The sequence below is a fragment of the Flavobacterium ajazii genome, assembly GCF_010614725.1.
In the GTDB taxonomy this organism is placed as follows: Bacteria; Bacteroidota; Bacteroidia; order Flavobacteriales; family Flavobacteriaceae; genus Flavobacterium; species Flavobacterium ajazii.
Map to the genome: position 1 here is coordinate 227,637 of NZ_JAAEHL010000006.1, position 23,043 is coordinate 250,679.

Consider the following 23,043-nt stretch of genomic DNA (forward strand, 5'->3'; position numbering starts at 1 on the left):
ATTCAATCTATAAAAGCAAACGCTAAGTACATTTGTTAGATGTTACTTAGCGTTTTTTTAATGTTTGATAATTTTAATTTAGAAGAATTTTCGTAATTTACAAAAAATCATAAATTAAATAAAATAACCATGAGTACAGCATTTATTATCTTTTTAGTATTGGCATTCTTCATTTTCATGTCGTCTTTCTTTACAGTTAAACAACAAACTTCTGTAGTAATCGAAAGATTTGGAAAATTTCAGAGTGTTAGAAATTCAGGATTACAACTTAAAATTCCGTTGGTAGACAGATTGGCCGGACGTGTAAATCTTAAAATTCAACAATTGGATGTAATCATCGAAACTAAAACCAGAGACAACGTTTTTATCAAAATGAAAGTTTCAGTTCAATTCAAAGTAATCCAAGATAAAGTATACGAAGCATTTTATAAATTGGAATATCCTCACGATCAAATTACTTCTTATGTCTTTGATGTAGTTCGTGCTGAAGTTCCAAAACTAAAATTAGATGATGTTTTTGAAAGAAAAGATGATATTGCAGTTGCAGTAAAACGTGAATTGAATGAAGCAATGTCTACTTACGGATACGACATCATTAATACTTTGGTAACTGATATTGATCCGGACATTCAGGTAAAAAATGCAATGAACAGAATCAATGCTGCCGACAGAGAAAAAACAGCTGCAGAGTTTGAAGCAGAAAGTTCAAGAATAAGAATTGTTGCCAAAGCAAAAGCTGAAGCTGAAAGTAAACGTTTACAAGGTCAAGGTATTGCAGATCAGCGTCGTGAAATTGCCAGAGGTCTTGTAGAAAGTGTTGAAGTTTTGAACAATGTTGGAATTAATTCTCAGGAAGCTTCTGCTCTAATTGTTGTAACCCAGCATTATGATACTTTGCAGGCAATTGGTGCCGATGCAAATTCTAATTTAATTTTATTGCCTAATTCTCCACAAGCTGGAAGTGATATGTTAAACAATATGGTTGCTTCATTTTCAGCATCAAACCAGGTTGGTGAAATGATGAAAAAACACAATAAAAAAATAGAGAAACCAAAACCAATTCATCCACAATCTGGATATGAAGATGATATTCAACCAGATCTTCAATCATAATTTGAAAATAAAAAAGAGGCTTAAATGCCTCTTTTTTTATTTATAAACCAGTTAATAACAAAAGGTATAATCGATTGTAAAATTTGTGGATACGATATTTTAAGAGAATCTGTATATGAAGAAACAAATCCGTTTACAATATTTTGTGGTGTAATACTTTCTTTAGTTCTCTGAAAACTTAAAACCAATTTCTGATAATTGATATCTTTCTCTAATTTTAATATTTCCAAATTCCTATCGATTTCAGCATACGAGGAGTATTTTTTCTTTTCCATAAACTCTAATCATTAAAAAAGATTTCTGAAAATTTCTCTAGAATCGGACCTTCAACAAATTTATCTTTTATAAAGAAAAGTAAAATAGTAAAGAAAAGATAGATCCCTCCTACTGTCAAAAATCCAAGTGCATTACTGTCAAACAAAGAACCAAAAGCGTACGCTGCAGCAAAAGATCCAAAAATTAAAACCATACTAAAACACAGTAAGATCAAAGTAAACTTAAAGATCAAAGTGGTTGATTTCATCGCCACCTTAAAACCCCAAAGTTTATAATAAGCCAAATGGCTTTCAAGGTAAATTTTTGCCTTATCCTGTATGTCCTCTGTATTTTCTTTTAAATCTTCGAAAGCCATATTATGAATATTTAAAAAAGAAACACAAAACTTCCTATAAAAGAGGTATATTTTGTGTTTTTGATATTTATTATTTTTGAAGTTTAGCGTTCTGTTCTTTTAAATCGGCTAATTTTGATTCCAGAAAAGTAATCACTTCTTCTGTTTTATAACTTACATTAGAAAGTAAATCATCAAATGTCCCATCAATATCTTTTGTAGCACTTTTAAATTTATCACGAAGAACTTCAGAACTTGCTTCAAAAGAATCTTTCAAATTATTTGTTATATCATCAAAACCTTCTTTGAGCTTCGCTCTTGTTTTAGAACCTTTATCCGGAGCCAATAAAATTCCGATTGCTGCACCAACAGCAGCACCAGCTAAAATTGCTGCAATTGCTTTTGAATTACTTGACATAATATTAAATTTAAAGTTGATTCATAAAGATACCATTTTTTTAATTTTTAAATTACTTAAAATTTCATATTTGCCCTTTTTTAGAAGAAATATAACCAATTGCATATTAATAAGTCTTTGAATTGATTAATTTCTATTCAAATTTAAAATGAAGCTCATAAATAAACAATTATTTAAAAAATGAGTTATCTATTAACCAACTTTTAAAAACGTCTTAAAATTGATTTATGAAGGCTAAAATAAATTCATAAAAACTATTATTTTATTATTTTAAATCAATTTTACAAATAATAATTAATAACTAAATATTAAAATAAAATAATAATTAAAACTTATAGCTATAAAAATTGAAGTCTAAAATTTAAAAAAATAAGAAAAACGTTAATTCTAGCTTTTTGAGAAGAAAAATGGAACTAAAAAAAGTAAAAAATTTAAATAAAGAGTTTTAATGAATGAAAAACAAAAAAAGGCCTTCTCTATTCGACCATTTTTTACATTAGCTTAAAAACAATTTATGAAAGTTAATTTTAATCTATAAAATTAATTAAAAATTAAATTATAATAGTTTTTATAAATAATAAATTTAATTAATTAAAAATATAAAATAATAGAATTAATTGATTTAAAATGATTTTTGTTTAAAATCTTGACTTAAAAAAGATAAAACTTAAAATAAAGCCTTTTAATAAAAATAAATCAAAAAAATGAACTAGTTATCCAACTAAATTTTATTTTCTATTAAAATCAATTTATGAAAGTTATTTTTAATATATAAAAATTATTAAATTTAAAATTTTAATAATTAATTTATATAATAAAAAAGCGCTTATAAAAGCGCTTTTCAATAGATTGTAATTATTTTATTTTTTTATGACATTTTCCAAAATTTCTTTTTCTCTCTCAGTTGAATTTTTTGGCGGATTAGAATATAATTTTAGAATTTCATCTTGAAATTGATCTCTAAAATTTTCAGATTCTAAATCTCTTAGATTTAAAAGTGCTTTTGATCGAACAAATGAAGATTCACTTTTTAAAGACATTGAATATAATTTCTTAATATCTTCTTCTTCAAAATCAGTTGATTTCCAGTTTGAATATTTTAAAATAAACTGAGAAAACAACAGCGAAGCCTTATTATTGTTGATATTTTTCTTTAATGAATTTTGTAAAAGAGAAAAACTAGAAATATTTTTGATGTTTTCCCCTATTGCACTTTCAATTGCAATACGTTCCGGTTTAGTCTCAACTTTAAAATATTTGTTGATATCTTTCAAAGAATTATTGATACTGTTTTCTTCTTTTTTACCCTTTTCTTCCCAGGCATCTTTCAATCCAACAGTTTTGTTAAATACTAATTTTGAAGCAGTTGAGTCTTTATCAACAGTAAAATATCCTAAACGTTGAAACTGGAATTTATCTTCATTTTGAGCTGTTGCTAAACTTGGTTCAACATATCCGGTTACAATTTCTAATGAATTTGGATTCACAAAATCTAAGAAATTTTTCTCTTTATAACTGTCCGGAGCTTCATCTGTAAACAAACGATCATACAAACGAACTTCTGCTTCCAAAGCATGTTTGATAGAAACCCAATGCAATGTTCCAGATACTTTTCTTTGGCTCGCTTCTGTTCCACTTCCGCTTAAAGAATCAGTATCATACGTTACATGAATTTCTGTAATATTTCCGTTTTCATCTTTTATAACAGATTCACCTTTAATGATATAAGCATTTTTAAGACGAACTTCTTTTCCTAAAGTCAAACGGAAAAATTTAGCTGGAGCTTCTTCTAAAAAGTCTTCTCTTTCAATGTATAATTCACGTGAAAAAGGTACTTTTCTGAAACCTGCACTTTCATCTTCCTGATTATTTTCAGCTTCTAACCACTCCTCTTTTCCTTCCGGATAATTTGTAATTACCAGTTTTACAGGATCTAAAACAGCCATTACACGAGGTGCAATTTTGTTTAAATCTTCACGAATACAGAATTCTAAAACGGATACATTTATTAAATTATCACGTTTTGCAATACCAATTGTATTAGCAAAATTACGTAAAGATGCAGCAGTGTAACCACGTCTTCTTAACCCGGAAATCGTTGACATTCTTGGATCGTCCCATCCTTTAACATGCTTTTCCTTAACTAGTTGCTGTAACTTTCTTTTACTAACAACAGTATGTGATAAGTTACGTCTGGCAAATTCTCTTTGTTTAGGACGTATTTTGTTTTCGTCTATAATCTGATCTAAAAACCAATCGTATAATTCACGGTGAGGCAAAAATTCAAGTGTACAAAATGAATGTGAAATAGCTTCTAAATAATCACTTTGCCCGTGTGCCCAATCGTACATTGGATAAATTTTCCAGGTATCTCCTGTTCTATGATGATGTTTGTGTAAAATCCTGTAAATGATAGGATCACGCATCAACATATTAGTAGATTTCATGTCAATTTTAGCACGAAGAATATGTGTACCGGCCTCAAATTCACCATTTTTCATTCTATCGAATAAATCAAGGTTTTCTTCAACTGAACGATTTCTGTACGGGCTGTCAGTTCCTATAGTTGTTGGAGTTCCTTTTTGAATTGCCATTTCTTCAGAAGATTGACTGTCTACATACGCTTTATCTTTTTTAATTAATAAAACGGCCCAATCGTATAATTGTTGGAAATAATCTGATGCATAACATTCTTCAGCCCAAGTATAACCCAGCCATTCTACATCTTTTTTAATAGCATCAACAAATTCCTGTTCTTCTTTTTCCGGATTTGTATCGTCAAAACGTAAATTTACAGGTGACTGATAATCAATCCCTAAACCAAAATTTAAAGCAATAGAACTTGCATGTCCAATGTGTAAATAACCATTTGGTTCAGGTGGAAAACGAAAGCGTAATTTAGAATTTGAAAGACCTGATTTAAGATCTTCTTCTATGATTTGTTCAATAAAATTGAGTGATTTATCTTCTGATGCCATTATTTATAGTAATTTTAGCAAAGATAAAAAAAAGGTTTCAGGTTTCAGGTTTAAAGTTATTTAAGTGGCGTAAAACCTGAAACTTTAAACCTGAAACAATATAAAAATGGGAATTATAAAATTAAAAAACATTCGTACTTTTTCATATCACGGATGTATGATTGAAGAAGGAAAAATAGGATCTGATTACACTGTTGATTTAAAAATTAAAACCAATTTACAGCAATCTGCACAAACAGATCATTTAGCTGACACTGTTGATTACGTTCATTTAAACAAAATTGTGACGGAAGAAATGGCAATTCGTTCGCATTTATTGGAGCATGTAGCCAAAAGAATCAATAATCGTATACTTGATGAGATAGAAACTGTAGAAAAAACAACTGTTTCAGTTTCTAAAATTAATCCTCCTATTGGTGGTGACGTTGAGTCAGTTACTATAAAAATGACTGAAATCAGAAAATAATTATTTTAGCTAAAACTGTATTTTTTAAAAATAGTTTATTCGAAACTTTTGAATTTTAAAGATTTTAGTTACTTTTGCCAACCGTTCAAGCAATGGCGTCGTGGCCGAGCGGCTAGGCTGGGCTCTGCAAAAGCTCCTACTCCGGTTCGAATCCGGACGATGCCTCTAAAACCTCTAAAGCAATTTAGAGGTTTTTTTATGTTTAAATTTTTAGTAAAAATTAATTAAAATATACCTTCGAATCCGGACAATGCTTCAAAACCTCTAAAGCAATTTAGAGGTTTTTTTTATGTTTAATTTTTAGAAAAAATTAATTAAAAATATTGGTTCGAATCCGGACGATGCTTCAAAACCTTCAAAACAATTTAGAGTTTTTTTATGTTTAATTTTTAGAAAAAATTAATTAAAATATACGTTCAAATCAGGACAATGCCTCAAAACCTTCAAAACAATTTAGAGTTTTTTTATATTTAATTTTTAGAAAAAATTAATTAAAAATTTACGTTCGAAATCATACGATGCCTCAAGAAACTTCAGAACAATTTGAAGTTTTTTTATGTTTAAATATTTATGCAATCTTGTCATTTCTCGTTACTCGAAATGACAGCTTTATGTAAAAAGATTAAGAAGATTGCTTCGTTACTCGCAATTACTTATAAACACAAAAAAACCTCTGAAATTCAGAGGTTTAATTTTATATTTTGAGTTATTAACAAACTACTTTTCTATTCTTTCAAAAGCATTTTTCACCATTTCTTTTTCTTTTGGAAACCAGCCCTGAATCATCAAAGCGATTCCAAAAACCATTAAAACTATACTAATCCCTTTTTTAATTTTTAGGATATTATTTGGTGTCATTTTAGATTTTAATTGTTTAGCCAATACTATTTTAAGACAATCAACCAATAAATAAGTAACAATTACAGAAGTAAAAAAAGTCATCATTCTGGATGTCTGCATCTGTAATTTTGGCCCTACAGAAATAATAACGGCAAGCCAGAAACCAAGAACTCCAATGTTAATAGCATTAAGGAAAAAGCCTTTTACAAACAAGCTGGCATAATTTCTTTTGATGATATCCCGGTCAATTTCTTCATCATTTATTTTTTCTTCTTTCTTTAGTTTTATAAAAGAAATGATTCCGTAAGCAAACATGATTATTCCTCCAAAAATAAAAAGAGCAGGATCATCTTTTAAACTCGAAATCAGTCTGTAACTCCCTAAATAAGCAATAGCTATGAAAAAAACATCACCTAATACTACACCAAAATCAAAAACTATCGCAGCTCTAAATCCCTTTGTAATACTGGTCTCTAATAGTACAAAAAATACCGGACCAATCATAAAGCTTAAAAAAAGACCCCATGGCAGTCCAGCCAGAATATCATTTATCATCAATATATTTTATTTTACTTCTTCTATTTTACCTCCAAAAACTGTTTTTTGGTTTATTTGCTTTGGTTTACCATAAATATAAATCGAGCCTCCTGCGCTAACTTTTGCATCGACAAGGGTCGAAGCATTGACATCGGCTTTTCCGCCCGCAGAAACGCTTACAGTAGTCTGAGAGGTATTTAATTTACTTGCCAGCAAATAACCACCAGCTCCTAAACTTGCAACCTGATTTGAAGCCTTTCCAGTTAAAGTAATTTCTCCTCCTGAAACTGAACTAACTTTAAGTTTATCAACATCCAAATCTACATTAATTTTTCCACCTTCCTGTGCACTTACTTTAAATGAGGTAGCTTTTATTGCATCTTTGCTTGTAACTTCAGCACCTTCATTCACATCAATCAATTCTAAATGTTTATAATATAAAGTAACTTCCAGATCATTTCCAGATAATAATTTAGGGAAAGGCATTCTTAATTTTAAAATACCGTTTTTATTAACAGCTTCAAGTTCTGATTCTCTTGCTCCTTTTATAATAACTTTATTCTCTGACGACGGAATTAATTTTACACTTAATTTATCGTAAACTTTTACGGTATCAAAATCGCCTAATTCTTTGGTAACCTGTCCAAAAGACATTTGTACAAATAAAATGACAGCACCTATAATTAACTTTTTCATTTCTTTTATTTTTAAATTTAACAACTTATTCAGCTCTTCGTAAAAAATGGAAATCCAGTTGTTTTTTGACTAAATCGGCATTTTTAACTTTAACGTAAATTTCGTCCCCTAATTGCAATATACTATCTGATGTCGCACCAACTAAAGCATACTGCTTTTCATCAAAAGTATAATAATCATCCTTAATTTCTCTGATTCTCACCATTCCTTCACATTTATTAGAAACAATTTCAACATAAATTCCCCATTCGGTAACCCCTGAAATAACACCAAGGAATTCCTCATCCTGATGATCCTGCATATATTTAACCTGCATGTATTTGATACTGTCACGCTCAGCATTGGTTGCTAAACTTTCCATATTAGAGCAATGCAGACATTTTGTTTCATACGTTTCTTCGTCTACAGAAGCACCTCCGTCCAGATAATACTGCAATAATCTATGTACCATAACGTCCGGATAACGACGAATTGGCGATGTAAAATGGCTGTAATAATCAAAAGCCAAACCGTAATGTCCAATATTATCTGTAGAATATTTTGCTTTACTCATACTTCTAATAGCAAGAGTATCAATTAAGTTTTGCTCTTTCTTGCCGTTAACTTCTTCCATCAAAGCATTCAATGATTTCGAAATATCACCTTTATTACGGAAATCTATTTTATAACCAAATTTAGCAATTACAGTTGCCATTGCAATTAGTTTATCTTCATTTGGTTCGTCGTGAATACGGTAGACAAAAGTTTTCTTTTGTTTTCCAATGTATTCAGCTACCTTTCTATTGGCCAAAAGCATGAATTCTTCAATCAAATGATTGGCATCTTTTGCAATTTTAAAGTACACTCCTTCTGGTTCTCCTTCTGCATCTAAGTTGAATTTAACTTCTACTTTATCAAAAGAAATAGCGCCTTGTTGCATCCTTTTCTTTCTTAAAATCTTAGCTAATTCATCTAATTTCAAAGTAGCTTCGGTAATTTCATCTGAAACTGTATAAGATTCTCCGATAATAGAAACATCAACCGGAATAGTATTATCTTTTGTTTCAATGATATATTGTGCTTCTTCATAAGCAAATCGCTGATCGGAATAAATTACGGTTCTGCCAAACCATTGGTTGATAACCTGAGCTGTCGGCGAAACTTCAAATACTGCAGAGAAAGTATATTTCTCTTCATGCGGACGTAGTGAACATGCAAAATTTGATAACACTTCTGGAAGCATCGGCACTACTCTATCCACCAAATAAACCGAAGTAGCTCTTTGATACGCTTCATCATCTAGGATTGTTCCTTCTTCCAAATAGTAAGAAACATCGGCAATGTGAATTCCGATTTCATAATTTCCGTTTTCTAACTTTTTGAAAGACAAGGCATCATCAAAATCTTTCGCATCTTTAGGATCTATCGTAAACGTAAGCGTATCACGCATATCACGACGTTTTGCAATCTCAGATTCCTGAATTGAAGTATCTAGTTTTTGAGCATATACCTCTACTTCTACCGGAAAATCTGATGGCAAGCCGTATTCAGCTAAAATGGCATGAATCTCCGTATTGTGTTCTCCAGGTTTTCCAAGAACTCTAATCACAGATCCAAACGGACTATCGGCTCTTTTTGGCCAGTCTTCAATCTTAACCAAAACAACATCACCGTTTTCAGCTTCTCCCAACTTATCTTTTGGAATAAAAATATCGGTATACATTTTAGGATTGGCAGTAGAAACAAAAGCAAAATTTGGCTGCATATCAATTACACCTACAAATTCTGTTTTATCTCTTTCTAAGACTTCAATTACTTCACCTTCAGGTCTTTTTCCTTTTCTTCTATTATAAACGTAAACCTTTACTTTGTCTTTGTCTAAGGCGCGATTCAGGTTATTTGTTGGAATAAAAACATCTTCTTCAAATTCATCACAAATAAAATATGCCGTTTTTCTGCTCGTCATATCAATTGTTCCTTCGTAATAATCCTGACTGACTGCTTTGATTAAGTACTTTCCAGGTTCTGTTTCTATAATTTTTTTTGAAGCTGCCAGAATCTTTAGATCTTTTATAATCTGGTTTCTGCTTTTTGTATCGTCAAGTTCAAGTTTAGCTGCTATTTGTTTGTAATTAAATGTTTTATTAGCACTTTGCGATAAAATCTTAAGTATTTTTCCAGAGAAATCCTTCTCTTTTTTTATCGGCTTTCTAATTTTCTTACTCATATATCTTTTCTTATAAGGTTTAAAATTACAAATAAGATATCAGATAACAGATTTTAGGAATTAGAATTATTAAAATTATAACTTTAAAAGGTCATTTGTAATTCGTATATTTAACTCTAAACGTATGACAAATTTTAAATAATTCTCTTTCCTATTCTCTACTAAAAAAAATTTTATGGAAAGCTTTAAAACAATCGCCATATTCAATTTTGAATACGAAACTGTTGTTCTGAAACATCTGCTCGAACAGGAAGGAATCCCTTATTTTTTTGAAAACGAAATGACCCTCTCAGTCGTTCCGTTATACACAACGGCTCTCGGCGGAATCAAATTGAAAGTTCATCCCAATGACTTTGAACAGGTTCAGGAAATCCTGGACAATTTCAACAATCCTCTTAAAATAGTTTAAAACAAAAAAGCTACCAGTTCATGATAGCTTTTTTAAACAAATTATATTTTTTTAGTTTACCAGTATTTTTCTACTGGCTTTTCCTTTGTCTGTTATTATTTCTAAAAAGTAGATTCCTTTTGATAAAGAATTTACATTTATACTATTTTTATTTTCTGTCTTCAATAATTGTCCTAAAGTATTATAAATGTTTACTTTTTTTAGAATTAAACCTTCATTCAAAGTAATTGTTACTAAATCTGAAACTGGATTAGGATGGACTGAAAAGTGGGACAATACAAAACTATCAGAACTTAAAACAGCCGATAAATCATAAACCCGAACTTGTCCTGAATTACGTCCATTTCCAGCATTAAGAGGAGCACCAATCGCTACCACACTGTCATTTGAAGATAAACTAACACTCGATCCGCTTTTATCATTAGCAGCTGCTCCATCAATATCAAGTCCTAGTTGAGTCCAAACGCCAGAGACATTTTTATATATTCTCACATGACCTGAATATGCTCCATTTTGAGCATTATATGGAGCACCAATCGCTACCACACTGCCATCTGAAGATAAACTAACACTGGATCCACTAAAATCAGAAATTGCTTCTCCGTTGATGTCAGCTCCTTGCTGAGTCCAAACATTAGACACATTTTTATATACCCGCACCTGACCTGAAGAGGAAGAAGATCCAATTAACTCATTAAAAGGCATACCAATCGCTACCACATTACCATCTGAAGATAAACTTATATAGGAACCAATTCGATCATAAGCCGCTTTTCCATCAATATCTGCTCCTATTTTAGTCCAAACTCCAGATACATTTTTATATACCCGAACATGACCTGATTGGGTTCCATTTCCATTATTATAAGGAGCACCAATAGCTACCACATTGCCATCTGAGGATAAACTAACACTCTTTCCACTTTCATCAAAAGCGGCTTCTCCATCGATATCTGCTCCTATTTTAGTCCAAACACCAGATACATTTTTATATACCCGTACATGACCTTTATAGAATGTATATCCCTCACTTCCATCATTACCAGGAGCACCAATCGCTACTACACTTCCATCTGAGGATAAACTAACACTCCATCCACTATAATCTTCAAGAGCTTCACCGTCAATATCAGCTCCTATTTGAATCCAGACACCAGATACATTTTTATATACCCGTACATGACCCGAATCTTTTCCATTACCATCGTTATAACGGGCACCAATAGCTATCACACTGCCATCTGAAGATAAACTAATACTGGAACCGCTATAATCCTGAGCAGCTTCTCCGTTGATGCTTTGTCCTTGTTTGGTCCACACACCAGATGCATTTTTAAATACACGCACCTGACCTGAATCGGTTCCATTTCCAGCCTCAGCAGAAGAGCCAATCGCTACGACATTACCATCTGAGGATAAACTAATACTAGAACCACTAAAATTATCAGGAGATTCTCCATTGATATCACTTCCAATTTGAGTTTGTCCAATACTTAGTAAAGGAAATAAAAGAATAAGTAATTTTTTTTTCATCAATCTGTTTTATAAATTTCAGGTAAATATAAAAACATTTTAACACGTAAATAGTTATTTTCTCATATACCTTTCAAAAGAAAAAGGACAATACAAACGCTTTATTAATATCTCTTAAAAATATTTTTTCCTTTTCAACTTTTTTAGTTTTCAACATATATTAAATACAACAAAAAATATTTTTAAAAATTTAAAAAAATTTGATGGTTATTATAGTGTGTTAATATGTCGAATAATTTTTTTTTTGAAGTCATTGAAATCTCGTTTTACTTATTTATTCTGAGTTATTAACATAGTTATTTTTTGTTAAATGATTAATTTATAAGACTTTTTGTATTTTAATTAACAACGGTTGACAACCAAATTTTAATTGATTTTGTAGATAAGTTGATATGTTCATTTCTGTTGAAAATGGTATTTTTTATATTGATAACTTTTCCAAAAATTCATGAAACTTTTCTTGCATATTTAATTCCAGTTTTGGATTAAGTATTTTTCTGAAATAACCAAAAAAAACTTCTAATTTTCTTTTCGAACTTATTAACATTTTCTGTTAACTTAAAGTTAATTGAATATCAACGAATTACGAACTCCTATTAACACCTTAAAAATTTAACAAATATTTTAAATACTTTTTATTGATTATGAGATAGTTATGAAGTTATTAAAATTGTTGATAACCTATAACTTTTTGAAATTAAGATGGTTGTAAAAACAAAATTTTTATACACCAATTTAGCAATTTCTACAAATTACAATTTCGGATTTTAATAATGTTTAAAACCCTCTATTTAAAAAGAAATTAGTGAAAAATGGTGTAATCCGTGGCAAACATATATTAATTGAGTAAATTTGCAGCACACAACTTAATAGTATTTAAAAATGAAAATTTCGATAGGAAACGACCACGCAGGACCAGAATATAAAAAAGCAATTGTTGGAATGCTTGAGGCAAAAGGATATGAGGTAACTAACTACGGTACTGATACCGAAGCTTCTGTAGATTATCCAGATTTTGGGCACCCGGTTGCCAATGATGTATCTGAAGGAAAAGCTGATTTTGGAATCGTAATCTGCGGGAGCGGTAACGGAATCGCAATGACTGTTAATAAACACCCGAAAGTGAGAGCCGGATTATGCTGGTCTAAAGAAATTGCGGTTTTAGTTCGTTTGCATAATGATGCTAATATTATTAGTATTCCTGCACGTTTTACTTCAATTGCACAAGCGGTTGAAATGGTTGAAACTTTTTTATCTACTGAATTTGAAGGAGGAAGGCACCAAAACAGAGTGAATAAAATTGCCTGTTCGTAAAAAGTAAAAAAATTCGGTGCTTCGCACCTATTAATAAACACACCGGGCCGATTTTTTAATTTGTCCGGTTTTTTATGTTTTTTAATAAGATTGCTGACTGAATTTACATTAATTTAGTCAACGTACTGACTGAATTTACATTAATTTAGTCAACATACTGACTGAATTTACATTAATTTAGTCAACATACTGACTGAATTTACATTTTTTTATTTACATTTGATATTAATTTTAATAAATATTGAAATGGAAAGTTATCTAAAAAGAGCAATTTTTGATAATTTCAACAAAAAGATTCTACCCAGTAAAGTTTTGATTTTGTTGGGTGCAAGACGCGTTGGAAAAACAGCATTTATAAAAAATTACCTATCTACAATTCCCAAAGAAGATTATTTACAATTAAATGGAGAAGATATTCAAGATGCTGATTTGTTAAAAGAACGATCAGTAAGTAATTATAAACGTCTTTTAGCGAACATTAAATTATTAGTAATTGATGAAGCTCAAAATATTTCGGAAATTGGATTAATTTTAAAATTGATTGTAGACTCAATTGATGGTATAAAAGTTATTGCAACAGGTTCATCAGTTTTTGATTTGTCCAACAAATTAGGAGAACCTTTAGTGGGAAGAAAAAATACAATATATTTATTTCCAATGGCTCAAATGGAATTTGAAAAATATGAAAATTTCAAGGAAACTACTCAAAAATTAGAGGAACGATTACTTTTTGGAAGTTATCCTGAACTAGAGCAATATGAGGATTGGAATGATAAAATCAATTATTTAAAAGAGATAGTTAACTCATATTTATTGAAAGATATTTTGGTTTATGAAGGTATTAAACAATCTAATAAAATTTTAGATTTATTGAAATTGATTGCTTTTCAAGTGGGAAAAGAAGTCTCGCTACAAGAATTAGCGAAACAATTAGGTATTTCTAAAAATACAGTCGAAAGTTATTTAGATTTGCTTTCCAAGGTTTTTGTAATCTATAAAGTGACTGGTTTTAGCAGAAACCTAAGAAAAGAGGTTACAAAATCCAATAGATGGTATTTTTATGATAATGGAATTCGGAATGCAATAATAGCCAATTTCAGCCGATTGGATAATAGAACTGACGTTGGTGAATTATGGGAAAATTATATTGCATCAGAACGTGTTAAATTTCAAAATTATACACAAAAAACAATTTCTAATTACTTTTGGCGTACTTATGATCAGCAAGAATTGGATTGGCTTGAGGAAGAAAATGGTGTGTTACGAGGATTTGAATTTAAATGGAATGAAAATAGAAAAGCAAAGATTCCAGCTGCTTTTGCAAAAGCCTATCCAGAAGCAAATTTTGATGTTGTTAACAAAAGTAATTATTTAGATTTTATTAGTTAGTCTGAAATAAATCAGTCCAATTTGCACTAAAATAATCGCCGCAAATTTCACAATAAAAGAAGTTTTACCCGTTTTATGTGTAAAGATTAACATTGCTGTTAATAAACCGATAGATCCGCCAATCAAAGCGAGGAAAAACAAGGTGTTTTCCGGAATTCTGCGTTTGTTTTTTATGGCTTGATGTTTATCATATCCGGCAAGAATGAAAACGACTAAATTAATAAATAAATAAGTATAGAATAAAATCATGATTGAAGTTTGATTGAAATTTAAAGATAGTATTTTAGCAGAAGTATTATAACGTAATAATAAGAATGAAAGATTTAACTAATTCGCATATAGATCGTAAAAATGTATTAAACAATAATACAGCTATTAAAGAAATTTATAATCAGCTTGGATTTAATGGAATTTTTTTTGAAAATAAATTTCGTTATACATTAAATCAAATAGCTAAATTTTATGAAGTAGATGTTCGTACTATAAAAAGATTACTTGAAGATAATGGAGAGGAACTTAAAAATTCAGGGTATGAATTATTTACGGGATTAAGATTAAAGCAATTTAAAGAAGTTGTTTCTCAACTGAGGGACATTAATGTCCCTCAGTTAATTCACGAAGATGATAATGAATCTATTGGATTACGTACTTCAAGTTTAAGTATTTTTACATTTAAAGCACTATTAAATATTGGAATGTTATTACAAACATCAGAAAAAGCAAAAGAGGTTAGAACATTTGTTTTAAATGTAGTTATAGATGTTTTAAATAAAAAATTAGGAGGCTCTACTAAATTTATTAATCAGAGAGAAGAAGAATTTGTTCCAGCCGCTATGAGAGAAATAAATTATAGAAAAGAATTTACAAATGCTATTGATTTTTATATTGTTTCTAATAAATTCAAGTATGGACAATTAACAGATAAGATATATAAAAGTATTTTTAAAGAGGACTCTAAAGAATATAGAAAAGTACTTGATTTAAAAAAGAAAGAAAGTGTAAGATCAACCATGTATTCAGAAGTTTTAGATTTAATTTCAAGTTACGAAAATGGGTTTGCTGAATTCTTAAAAGATAAATTTGAACAAAAAGGAAATCAATTTACATTATCTGAAGCACATGAAGTTTATACTAGTTTTGAAAAATTAACTAACAAAATATATGAGCCTTTAAGAGAAAAAGCAAGAAGTTTAATGGCAAGTAGGGATATGGCTTTTAGGGATGCTTTACATGAAAAGTTGAAAGATTACATAGATACAGTTAGTACTGAAGACTTTGATAAATTTTTAGGAGAGAGGAGTCAAGCTTTAGAAGAAAGATTAAAGGAAAATATAGATGTGTTTAAGAGATTAAAAGACCGTTAATTATGAATTATCTTTATTTTGATACTAATCATGCCATTAAAGAACAAAATTTTATAATTGAAAACAGTGGAGGAAGAAAAGGAATAATTAATATAGGATTGGTTGACAGTGTTTTAGAGCACATTCAAAATGATTTGTATTATCCAGAGTTTGAAAATAAAGTGTGTCATTTATTTTATTCTATAAATAAAAACCATGCTTTTGCAGATGGGAATAAACGCACTTCAATTGTATTATCCGCATACTTTCTTGAAGTAAATGGTTTTGATTTTAAAGTAAATTATTTTATTAATGAAATGGAAAATATTGCAGTTCATGTAGCAGATAATAGAATTGATAAAGATTTGCTTCAGGAAATAATAACATCAATTTTATATGAGAATAATTATGAAGAAGAGCTTCAATTAAAAATTATTAATACAATGTTTTCTATTGAAGAGAATAATCAAGAAGAATCAGAATTTTAAATATAGTAAAAAGTTTCAAATTGCATATAAATGACCAACATTCAATTCATTGCCAAGTCTGTTCAGGCACCGGCAGTCAGCATTCAAAACACAGTAAAATTATTAGAAGAAGATTGTACGATTCCGTTTATTTCTCGTTATCGAAAAGATGCAACCGGAAACCTTGATGAAACTGTTATTGAGTTGATTGCTAAATTGCAGAAAGAATACGATACGTTAATCAAACGTAAAGAAGCGGTTTTAAAATCGATCGAAGAGCAAAAAGCACTTACACCGGAATTGAAGAAAAAAATTGAAGAAAGTTTTGATTTACAAGAAATTGAAGATTTTTATCTTCCATACAAAAAGAAGAAAAAAACAAAAGCCGATGTGGCGCGCGAATTTGGTTTAGAGCCATTGGCAAAATTGATCATGTCTGAAAGCGATGTTGATTTTGATTTTATTTCGACACAATATTTGAATGAAAATGTGATTAATGAAGAAGCGGCAATTCAGGGGGCAAGAGATATTGTTGCCGAATGGATCAATGAAAATATTTATGTTCGTAAACAGCTTAGAAGATTATTTCAGCGAAAAGCGACTATTGCTACAAAAGTCGTTAAAAAGAAAGCAGAAGAAGAAGGAGCAAAAAAATTCGATCAGTATTTTGACTGGGAAGAACCGTTGACAAAAGCGCCTGCACACCGTTTATTAGCGATGCTTCGTGCAGAAAATGAAGGTTTTATAAAAATGAAAATTGATGTTGATATCGATGATGCTTACGATGTGATTGATGAAATCATCATTAAAAAGCAAAATAATTCAACGGCACATTTACAGCTTGCGATCGAAGACAGTTACAAACGTTTACTAAATCCAGCAATTGGAAATGAAACGCTGCAGGAAGCAAAAGCAAAAGCTGATGCGAATTCTATTCAGGTTTTTGCTAACAATTTGAGTCAATTATTATTAGCGCCGCCGTTGGGACAAAAACGAATTCTAGCCATAGATCCAGGTTTTAGAAGCGGTTGTAAAGTAGTTTGTTTAGATGAAAAAGGTGACTTGTTGTATAACGAAACTATTTATCCGCACGCGCCTCAAAATGAGGAAACGATGGCTATTAAAAAGATTCGTTCGATGGCAAATGCGTATCAAATTGATGCGATTTCTATAGGGAACGGAACTGCTTCGAGAGAAACAGAATTTTTCATCAAAAAAATTGCGTTCGATAAACCAGTTCAGGTTTTTGTGGTTTCTGAGGCAGGAGCTTCGGTTTATTCAGCTTCAAAAACGGCGAGAGAAGAATTTCCGGATTATGATGTAACGGTTCGTGGTTCGGTTTCTATTGGACGAAGACTTTCAGATCCGTTGGCTGAATTGGTAAAAATCGATCCGAAAGCCATTGGAGTAGGGCAGTATCAGCACGATGTTGATCAAGCTAAATTAAAGGAAGAATTGGACAGTACTGTAATTCGCTGCGTGAACTCTGTTGGAATTAACATTAACACAGCAAGTAAACATTTATTGAGTTATGTAAGTGGAATAGGAGAGAAGCTGGCGGAAAATATCGTACAATACCGTTCTGAAAACGGCCCTTTTGAAGATAGAAAACAGCTGAAAAAAGTACCTCGTCTGGGTGATAAAGCGTATCAGCAGGGAGCAGCATTTATCAGAATTACAAATGCTAAAAATCCGCTGGATAATTCGGCTGTGCACCCAGAAGCCTATTCTGTTGTTGAAAAGATGGCGAAAGACCTGAATATTTCTTTAAATGATTTAATTGCCAACAAAGAGAAAACAGCGCTTATTAAGGCCGAAAAGTATGTAACACCTGAAATTGGTTTACTTACGTTAAAAGATATCATTAAAGAGCTTGAAAAGCCGGGATTAGATCCAAGAAAGTCGGCTAAGGTTTTTGAATTTGACGCCAACGTAAAATCGATCAAAGATTTGAAAACCGGAATGATTCTTCCGGGAATTGTGAATAACATTACCAATTTTGGCTGTTTTGTTGATATCGGAATCAAAGAAAGTGGATTGGTTCATATTTCGCAATTGAAAGCCGGTTTTGTGAGCGATGTAAACGAAGTGGTAAAACTACACCAGCATGTTGATGTAAAAGTAACTGAGGTTGATGAAGATAGAAAGAGGATTCAATTGACGATGGTACTTTAAAATAAATTCCAAAATCCAAAACAGGATTCAGTAGATTAAAAAAACAAGCCGGTTCATTTTAAGTATTAATGAGCCGGCTTGTTTTTTAAATTCTGGTTTCAATAAAAGAATCTAGAAATACAATACTATAATATGGTTGTTTCAGTCTTTGATTTTAACGATCTATTTTTTGAAATTTCCCTTTATAGTAAGCTTTTACCAGTTTACCATCAACTGTCAAATTTACCTCGATAGTAAAATTATTGTCCTCGCTTTTGGTTATTTTCATCCAATTATCAGTACCTGTGAGTTTATAACCATTATTGTCTTTCCATTCATAAAATAAGTCTCCTAATCTGATTCTTCCATAAGGAAACCATCCGTAAGAATATGTTTTTGATAAATCTATTTTTTGCCCATCGAGTTGTTCTACAGGTATTTCTAAATATAAATGATCATAATTATAGACATCTCCTGTTGGAACATTTTGTGCAAGTATAAGTATATAACCAGAACTGGAATTGTTACTGTAAGCTGCGTAGGAAATATTGGTAATTTTTGTATCACCCAGAGAATAATAGTTAGCAGGAGTTTTCTCAGTATTATCATCGTCTTTACTACATGATAAAACTGTAAAAGTTAAAGCGATTACGTACAAAAATACGATTGTAATTTTTTTCATTTTTAAAATTTTTAAATTAACTAAGGCAAAGGTGTAGATTAAAGCCTCAGTTTAATTTAAGCATTTTACGAAACCGTCTTTTGATGATATGAATAGTTGGTTTGGATTTATTTAAGAAAAATGTTGTGAGCTTAAAAACTCCATTTTACAACCCCATTTTCTCTAACAAAATTGAAACCTTGTCGATAGAAATTCCAATTTCGTGAGAACCAAGCCTGAGTGATCCTCCGTCAGATTTTATATATTCTGAAATATGATTGATATTAACGATATATGATTTATGACATCTGTAAAAGTCAGAATTACCAATGAGAACATTCTCAAAATGTTTTAAACTTTTGCTGGCAATAATAGTTTTTCCGTCTTTGAGAATTACTTTGGTATAAGAACCATCAGCCTGAAAAAAAAGAATCAAATCCAATTCTACAAAACTAATTGAACTAACATTGTTCAATCCTATTTTTTTGGAAGGTGAAGCTAAATTTTCTTTCAAAATATTATATTGTTTCTTCTCTTTTTGTTTTTCGAATAACGAAACAGCGTCAATTAAATCTTGGGTTTCAATAGGCTTTAAAAGATAATCTACCGCAGAAAGTTTAAAAGCCTGAATTGCATATCGGTTATAAGCTGTTACGAAAATAATAGAGAAATCTACCTCACTTTCGTCAAAAAAATCAAGTAATTCCAAACCACTATGGCCTGGCATTTCGATGTCTAAAAATACAATATCGGGTTTGTTTTTTCGGATAGATTTTACTCCGCAAGGTAAATCTTTGCACAAATCAACTACTTCTACATTTTTACAATATTCGGCGAGCATTCCATTAAGGAGCGTTCTTGCCATTTCTTCATCATCAATAATAACTGCTTTATACATCTCACTTTATTTTTTATTCAATTGGAATAGTCAAAATTATAGTTGTTCCTGTCGCTATTTCGTTTTGATCATATTTGTCAATAATTTTTAAAGCTATTTCTGCCAGATTGGTTACATTTTTATTTAAAATCTCTAATCTTTTTTCGTTTGCATCAGACGAAAAAGACTGGTGTTTTTCTTTTTTAATACGGTTAAGTTCTTCTGAACGTTTTCTACCAATTCCGTTATCATTAATAGTTATAAGTAACAAATTATTCTTTTTTTCAAAAGTAATCAGCAAATGTTTTTCTCCTTCTCTATGTAACAATCCGTGTTTTATAGCATTTTCAACGTACGGCTGTATAAGCATCGAAGGAAATTCTATACTTTCTTTATCAAAAATAGTATCCGCTTTAATTTGATAATTAAAATTGTCTGTAAAACGCATTTTTTCTAGTTCCAGATACAATTTCAATGCTTCAATTTCTTCGTTTAATGAAACCATTTCTTTTTCAGACATCTCTAAAATTATTCTTGTAAGTTTTGAGAATTTAGCCAAATATGTATTTGCTTTTTGTTTGTCATTTGTAAAAATGTAAGCCTGAATGGTATTGAGAGCATTATAAAAAAAGTGCGGATTCATTTGTGATCGTATTGAAGCCATCATTGATTTGCTTAAATTTTTCTCTAAAACAACTTTTTCATTTAATAAATCAATGCGGTTTTGCATGAGTTTGTATTGCCATTTAAAATATACATAAAGCAAAACACTAGTAAAAGAAAAAAGTATCAGATAAAACCACCATTTTTGCCAGAAAGGAGCTGTTATCCTGAAATTTATTTTTTCATTACTAATTTTATTTTCTACTTTGAATTCTACCTTGTAATCACCTGAAGACAAAGACGGAAACTGAATGGTTCTGGTTTCTTTGTTTATTAAAATCCAATCTCTTTGATTGATCCGGTAATAAACAGGAGTTATTTTTTCTGCAAATTCTAAAACAGAAAAATGTATTGAAACATTATTTTCGTTGTATTTCAATTGCAGTGATTCACGCCAGTTTACAGTTTTGTTATTGATCGAAAAACTGTTGATATGAAACACCACGTTTTCTTTTTTTCGTTTTGCTTTAAGCGATAATTCCAAAATACCTTCATCAATAAGGACAATCAAAAAATCGTCTTGTTTAAGAATATCATGAATTCTGTTTCCTTTTATCAGAAAATCGAATTTGTAAACAGATTCTGTTTTTAAATCATAAATGCTGATGAATTCTGAACAGACAATCAATAATTCGTTTTTTTCTCTTTTAATTCTGATAATATCCGAATCTGGAATGCCTATTTTTTTGTTGATATTTTCAAACGAATTTTCATTAATTATTCTGAATAAATTTCCTTTAGCATCCAACGAAAAAATAACATTTTCAAAGCAAAAAACTTTGTTGGAATAAAATGGTTTACCGTTTTTTTTGATTTCTTTGATTTGGTTTGGAGACACAGAAAACATCCCGATATTGGTAACGATTACAATTTTATTTTCATTTGAATTATAATCAATTGCTTTTGCCCTAACCCCTTTTTTAATAGATGAGATATTGGGGTAATCGGTATTTGTATTTTCATTAAAAACCTTATCCCAGACAGATTCTTTTTTTAGATTCGCTTTAGGGTTTAGTAATAATCCGAAAAAACCGCTTGCAGAAAAAGCATAGTATTTTTCGTCAATCCTGACGATTTCTTTCAGAGCAATATTATAATTTTTTAACTTCGAAAAATCGTGATCTGAAACGGTTGAAAATCCATTATCCGAAAAAAAAGTATTTTTACTTATACTGTCATAATGAATGTAATATGTTGGCAGGTTTTCTGTTATAGAGCGAAGTGTTTTTTTGCTGTTAAAATTATTATCCAACTGTATCAAATCTCCTTTATTTGTTCCTAAAAGAAAACCATTTTTATTGAAAACCATCTTTGTAGGATAAAAAGAATCAATAAGATATAACTTATCCTGCATTTCGGGGACAATGTAAATTCCGTTATTCACAGATGAAAAAAGATAATTTCCCTGATGATCTTTAATAAGCCCGGAACTGCTATTGGAATGAAAAAAACCGTTTCCGAAAAGTTTTCTGCCAAATTCATTGTAAGCAAAAACACCTTTTGAGGTATGTAGCCAAATAATGTTATCAATCACTTCGCTCCCTTGAAAATATTCTATTTCCGGAATCGAAAAATCATTAATAAAATTCAAATCCAAATCAAAAAAATACAATTTCTTTTCTTCATTAAGTTTCGAAACTACATAAAGTTTATTTTTATAGGGATAAATGTATTTTACTTTTAATCCTTTTTTTTCGAAAAACTTAGAGGATGTAATCTTAAAAGATTTGTCGATTTTGAATATTATGTTATCTAAAATCACATAGAAATTGTCGTTCAGCACAGCAGCATGCTCCGCTTCATCCAACGATATTGGAATGGTTTTTATGAGGTTTAAACTCCGTAGGTCAAAAACGTCAATTCCTTTTTTCTGAACCACAAACAAATTTTTATCTGTAATTCCGTAAGAAACAAAACCTAAAGGAGTGTTTTGTTTGATTTTTTTTAGAGTTTCATTCTCAACAAAATAAATAAATCCATCAAAGTTTTCGTACCAAATCCTTCCGTATTTATCTTCCTTGATATAGCTTCCGGAAATTGAAGTCTGATTTGAAGATTTGTATGTTTTATACTCAAAACCATCATACTTCATAAGACCATCTGAAGTAGCCAGCCAGACAAAACCTTTTTTATCCTGATGAATATTAAATATCGAATTTGTGGGTAATCCGTTAAGATTGTTTAAATGTATTGTGTAGGGTTGCTGTGCTTTTACAGCGTTTATCCATAAAAGCAATGCTAATAGTAACGAATATTTGAGTTTTTTTAGCCACATGTGTCAAATAGCAAAAATACATCTATTTAAGAATTTGTTACAATATGCTTTTGTAAAAACAGAGGTAATCAACACCAAACCTTGTTTTGAGTTT

The 23,043-nt window shown here is 30.3% G+C and carries 20 protein-coding genes and 1 tRNA gene; 9 read left to right on the top strand and 12 right to left on the bottom strand.

What is annotated here, in order from left to right:
- Positions 1-129: 129 nt before the first annotated feature.
- Positions 130-1,113, top strand: coding sequence for an SPFH domain-containing protein (locus GWR14_RS12850; RefSeq protein WP_163409425.1), 984 nt, complete (start codon positions 130-132; stop codon positions 1,111-1,113).
- Between the two features lie 20 nt (positions 1,114-1,133).
- Here the strand turns inward: GWR14_RS12850 and GWR14_RS12855 are convergent, their stop codons facing one another.
- The 4 genes from GWR14_RS12855 to GWR14_RS12870 all read right to left on the bottom strand — a co-directional run bounded on the left by GWR14_RS12855 (position 1,134) and on the right by GWR14_RS12870 (position 5,119).
- On the bottom strand, positions 1,134-1,388 hold the full coding sequence (locus GWR14_RS12855) for a DUF6327 family protein (protein ID WP_163409426.1): 255 nt from the start codon (positions 1,386-1,388) through the stop codon (positions 1,134-1,136).
- Between the two features lie 5 nt (positions 1,389-1,393).
- Complete coding sequence (locus tag GWR14_RS12860; protein ID WP_163409427.1) at positions 1,394-1,744, bottom strand: competence protein; 351 nt, start codon at positions 1,742-1,744, stop codon at positions 1,394-1,396.
- 70 nt (positions 1,745-1,814) lie between these two features.
- Complete coding sequence (locus tag GWR14_RS12865; RefSeq protein WP_163409428.1) at positions 1,815-2,141, bottom strand: YtxH domain-containing protein; 327 nt, start codon at positions 2,139-2,141, stop codon at positions 1,815-1,817.
- An 860-nt stretch (positions 2,142-3,001) separates the two neighbouring features.
- The gene (locus GWR14_RS12870; protein WP_163409429.1) at positions 3,002-5,119 is read right to left on the bottom strand and encodes a glutamine--tRNA ligase/YqeY domain fusion protein; all 2,118 of its coding nucleotides are present in this window, start codon (positions 5,117-5,119) and stop codon (positions 3,002-3,004) included.
- A 106-nt stretch (positions 5,120-5,225) separates the two neighbouring features.
- On the opposite strand from GWR14_RS12870, the gene folB reads away from it, so the two are divergent.
- Entirely contained in the window at positions 5,226-5,585 is a 360-nt protein-coding gene (gene folB, locus GWR14_RS12875) for a dihydroneopterin aldolase (RefSeq protein WP_163409430.1), read from the top strand.
- Positions 5,586-5,679: 94 nt separating this feature from the next.
- Positions 5,680-5,750: transfer RNA gene (locus tag GWR14_RS12880), tRNA-Cys, on the top strand.
- Between the two features lie 552 nt (positions 5,751-6,302).
- Here the strand turns inward: GWR14_RS12880 and GWR14_RS12885 are convergent.
- The 3 genes from GWR14_RS12885 to rnr are packed head-to-tail and all read right to left on the bottom strand — an operon-like array spanning position 6,303 to position 9,864.
- Positions 6,303-6,980, bottom strand: a complete 678-nt coding sequence (locus GWR14_RS12885; protein ID WP_163409431.1) for a LysE family translocator — start codon at positions 6,978-6,980, stop codon at positions 6,303-6,305.
- A 9-nt stretch (positions 6,981-6,989) separates the two neighbouring features.
- A complete protein-coding gene (locus GWR14_RS12890) occupies positions 6,990-7,658 on the bottom strand; it encodes a head GIN domain-containing protein (RefSeq protein WP_163409432.1) in 669 nt (222 codons plus the stop codon).
- Positions 7,659-7,683: 25 nt separating this feature from the next.
- Positions 7,684-9,864 (bottom strand): ribonuclease R, encoded by a 2,181-nt coding sequence (gene rnr / locus GWR14_RS12895; protein ID WP_163409433.1) that lies wholly within the window; start codon positions 9,862-9,864, stop codon positions 7,684-7,686.
- A gap of 175 nt (positions 9,865-10,039) precedes the next feature.
- Between rnr and GWR14_RS12900 the strand changes: the two genes are divergently transcribed.
- Positions 10,040-10,273 (top strand): putative signal transducing protein, encoded by a 234-nt coding sequence (locus GWR14_RS12900; protein ID WP_163409434.1) that lies wholly within the window; start codon positions 10,040-10,042, stop codon positions 10,271-10,273.
- 51 nt (positions 10,274-10,324) lie between these two features.
- On the opposite strand, the gene GWR14_RS12905 is transcribed toward GWR14_RS12900, so the two are convergent.
- A complete protein-coding gene (locus tag GWR14_RS12905; protein WP_163409435.1) occupies positions 10,325-11,806 on the bottom strand; it encodes a T9SS type A sorting domain-containing protein in 1,482 nt (493 codons plus the stop codon).
- A gap of 882 nt (positions 11,807-12,688) precedes the next feature.
- Here GWR14_RS12905 and GWR14_RS12910 point away from each other — a divergent pair.
- Both GWR14_RS12910 and GWR14_RS12915 read left to right on the top strand, forming a co-directional pair.
- On the top strand, positions 12,689-13,120 hold the full coding sequence (locus tag GWR14_RS12910) for an RpiB/LacA/LacB family sugar-phosphate isomerase (protein ID WP_163409436.1): 432 nt from the start codon (positions 12,689-12,691) through the stop codon (positions 13,118-13,120).
- Between the two features lie 246 nt (positions 13,121-13,366).
- On the top strand, positions 13,367-14,509 hold the full coding sequence (locus GWR14_RS12915) for an ATP-binding protein (RefSeq protein WP_163409437.1): 1,143 nt from the start codon (positions 13,367-13,369) through the stop codon (positions 14,507-14,509).
- Here GWR14_RS12915 and GWR14_RS12920 read toward each other — a convergent pair.
- Positions 14,492-14,758 carry a DUF1294 domain-containing protein gene (locus GWR14_RS12920; RefSeq protein ID WP_163409438.1) on the bottom strand — a complete coding sequence of 89 codons (267 nt, stop codon included), beginning with the start codon at positions 14,756-14,758 and terminating at the stop codon, positions 14,492-14,494. The genes GWR14_RS12915 and GWR14_RS12920 overlap by 18 nt on opposite strands.
- A 65-nt stretch (positions 14,759-14,823) precedes the next feature.
- Between GWR14_RS12920 and GWR14_RS12925 the strand changes: the two genes are divergently transcribed.
- Genes GWR14_RS12925 through GWR14_RS12935 form a run of 3 tightly spaced genes read left to right on the top strand, consistent with a single transcriptional unit; the run spans position 14,824 to position 18,494 of the window.
- Positions 14,824-15,873, top strand: coding sequence for a DNA-binding protein (locus GWR14_RS12925; protein ID WP_163409439.1), 1,050 nt, complete (start codon positions 14,824-14,826; stop codon positions 15,871-15,873).
- A gap of 2 nt (positions 15,874-15,875) precedes the next feature.
- Complete coding sequence (locus GWR14_RS12930) at positions 15,876-16,340, top strand: type II toxin-antitoxin system death-on-curing family toxin (RefSeq protein ID WP_163409440.1); 465 nt, start codon at positions 15,876-15,878, stop codon at positions 16,338-16,340.
- A gap of 30 nt (positions 16,341-16,370) precedes the next feature.
- Positions 16,371-18,494, top strand: coding sequence for a Tex family protein (locus GWR14_RS12935; protein WP_163409441.1), 2,124 nt, complete (start codon positions 16,371-16,373; stop codon positions 18,492-18,494).
- A 154-nt stretch (positions 18,495-18,648) separates the two neighbouring features.
- On the opposite strand, the gene GWR14_RS12940 is transcribed toward GWR14_RS12935, so the two are convergent.
- The 3 genes from GWR14_RS12940 to GWR14_RS12950 all read right to left on the bottom strand — a co-directional run bounded on the left by GWR14_RS12940 (position 18,649) and on the right by GWR14_RS12950 (position 22,949).
- On the bottom strand, positions 18,649-19,155 hold the full coding sequence (locus tag GWR14_RS12940) for a hypothetical protein (protein WP_163409442.1): 507 nt from the start codon (positions 19,153-19,155) through the stop codon (positions 18,649-18,651).
- Between the two features lie 145 nt (positions 19,156-19,300).
- On the bottom strand, positions 19,301-20,032 hold the full coding sequence (locus GWR14_RS12945; protein WP_163409443.1) for a LytR/AlgR family response regulator transcription factor: 732 nt from the start codon (positions 20,030-20,032) through the stop codon (positions 19,301-19,303).
- A gap of 13 nt (positions 20,033-20,045) precedes the next feature.
- Positions 20,046-22,949 (bottom strand): sensor histidine kinase, encoded by a 2,904-nt coding sequence (locus tag GWR14_RS12950; protein ID WP_163409444.1) that lies wholly within the window; start codon positions 22,947-22,949, stop codon positions 20,046-20,048.
- Between the last annotated feature and the right edge of the window lie 94 nt (positions 22,950-23,043).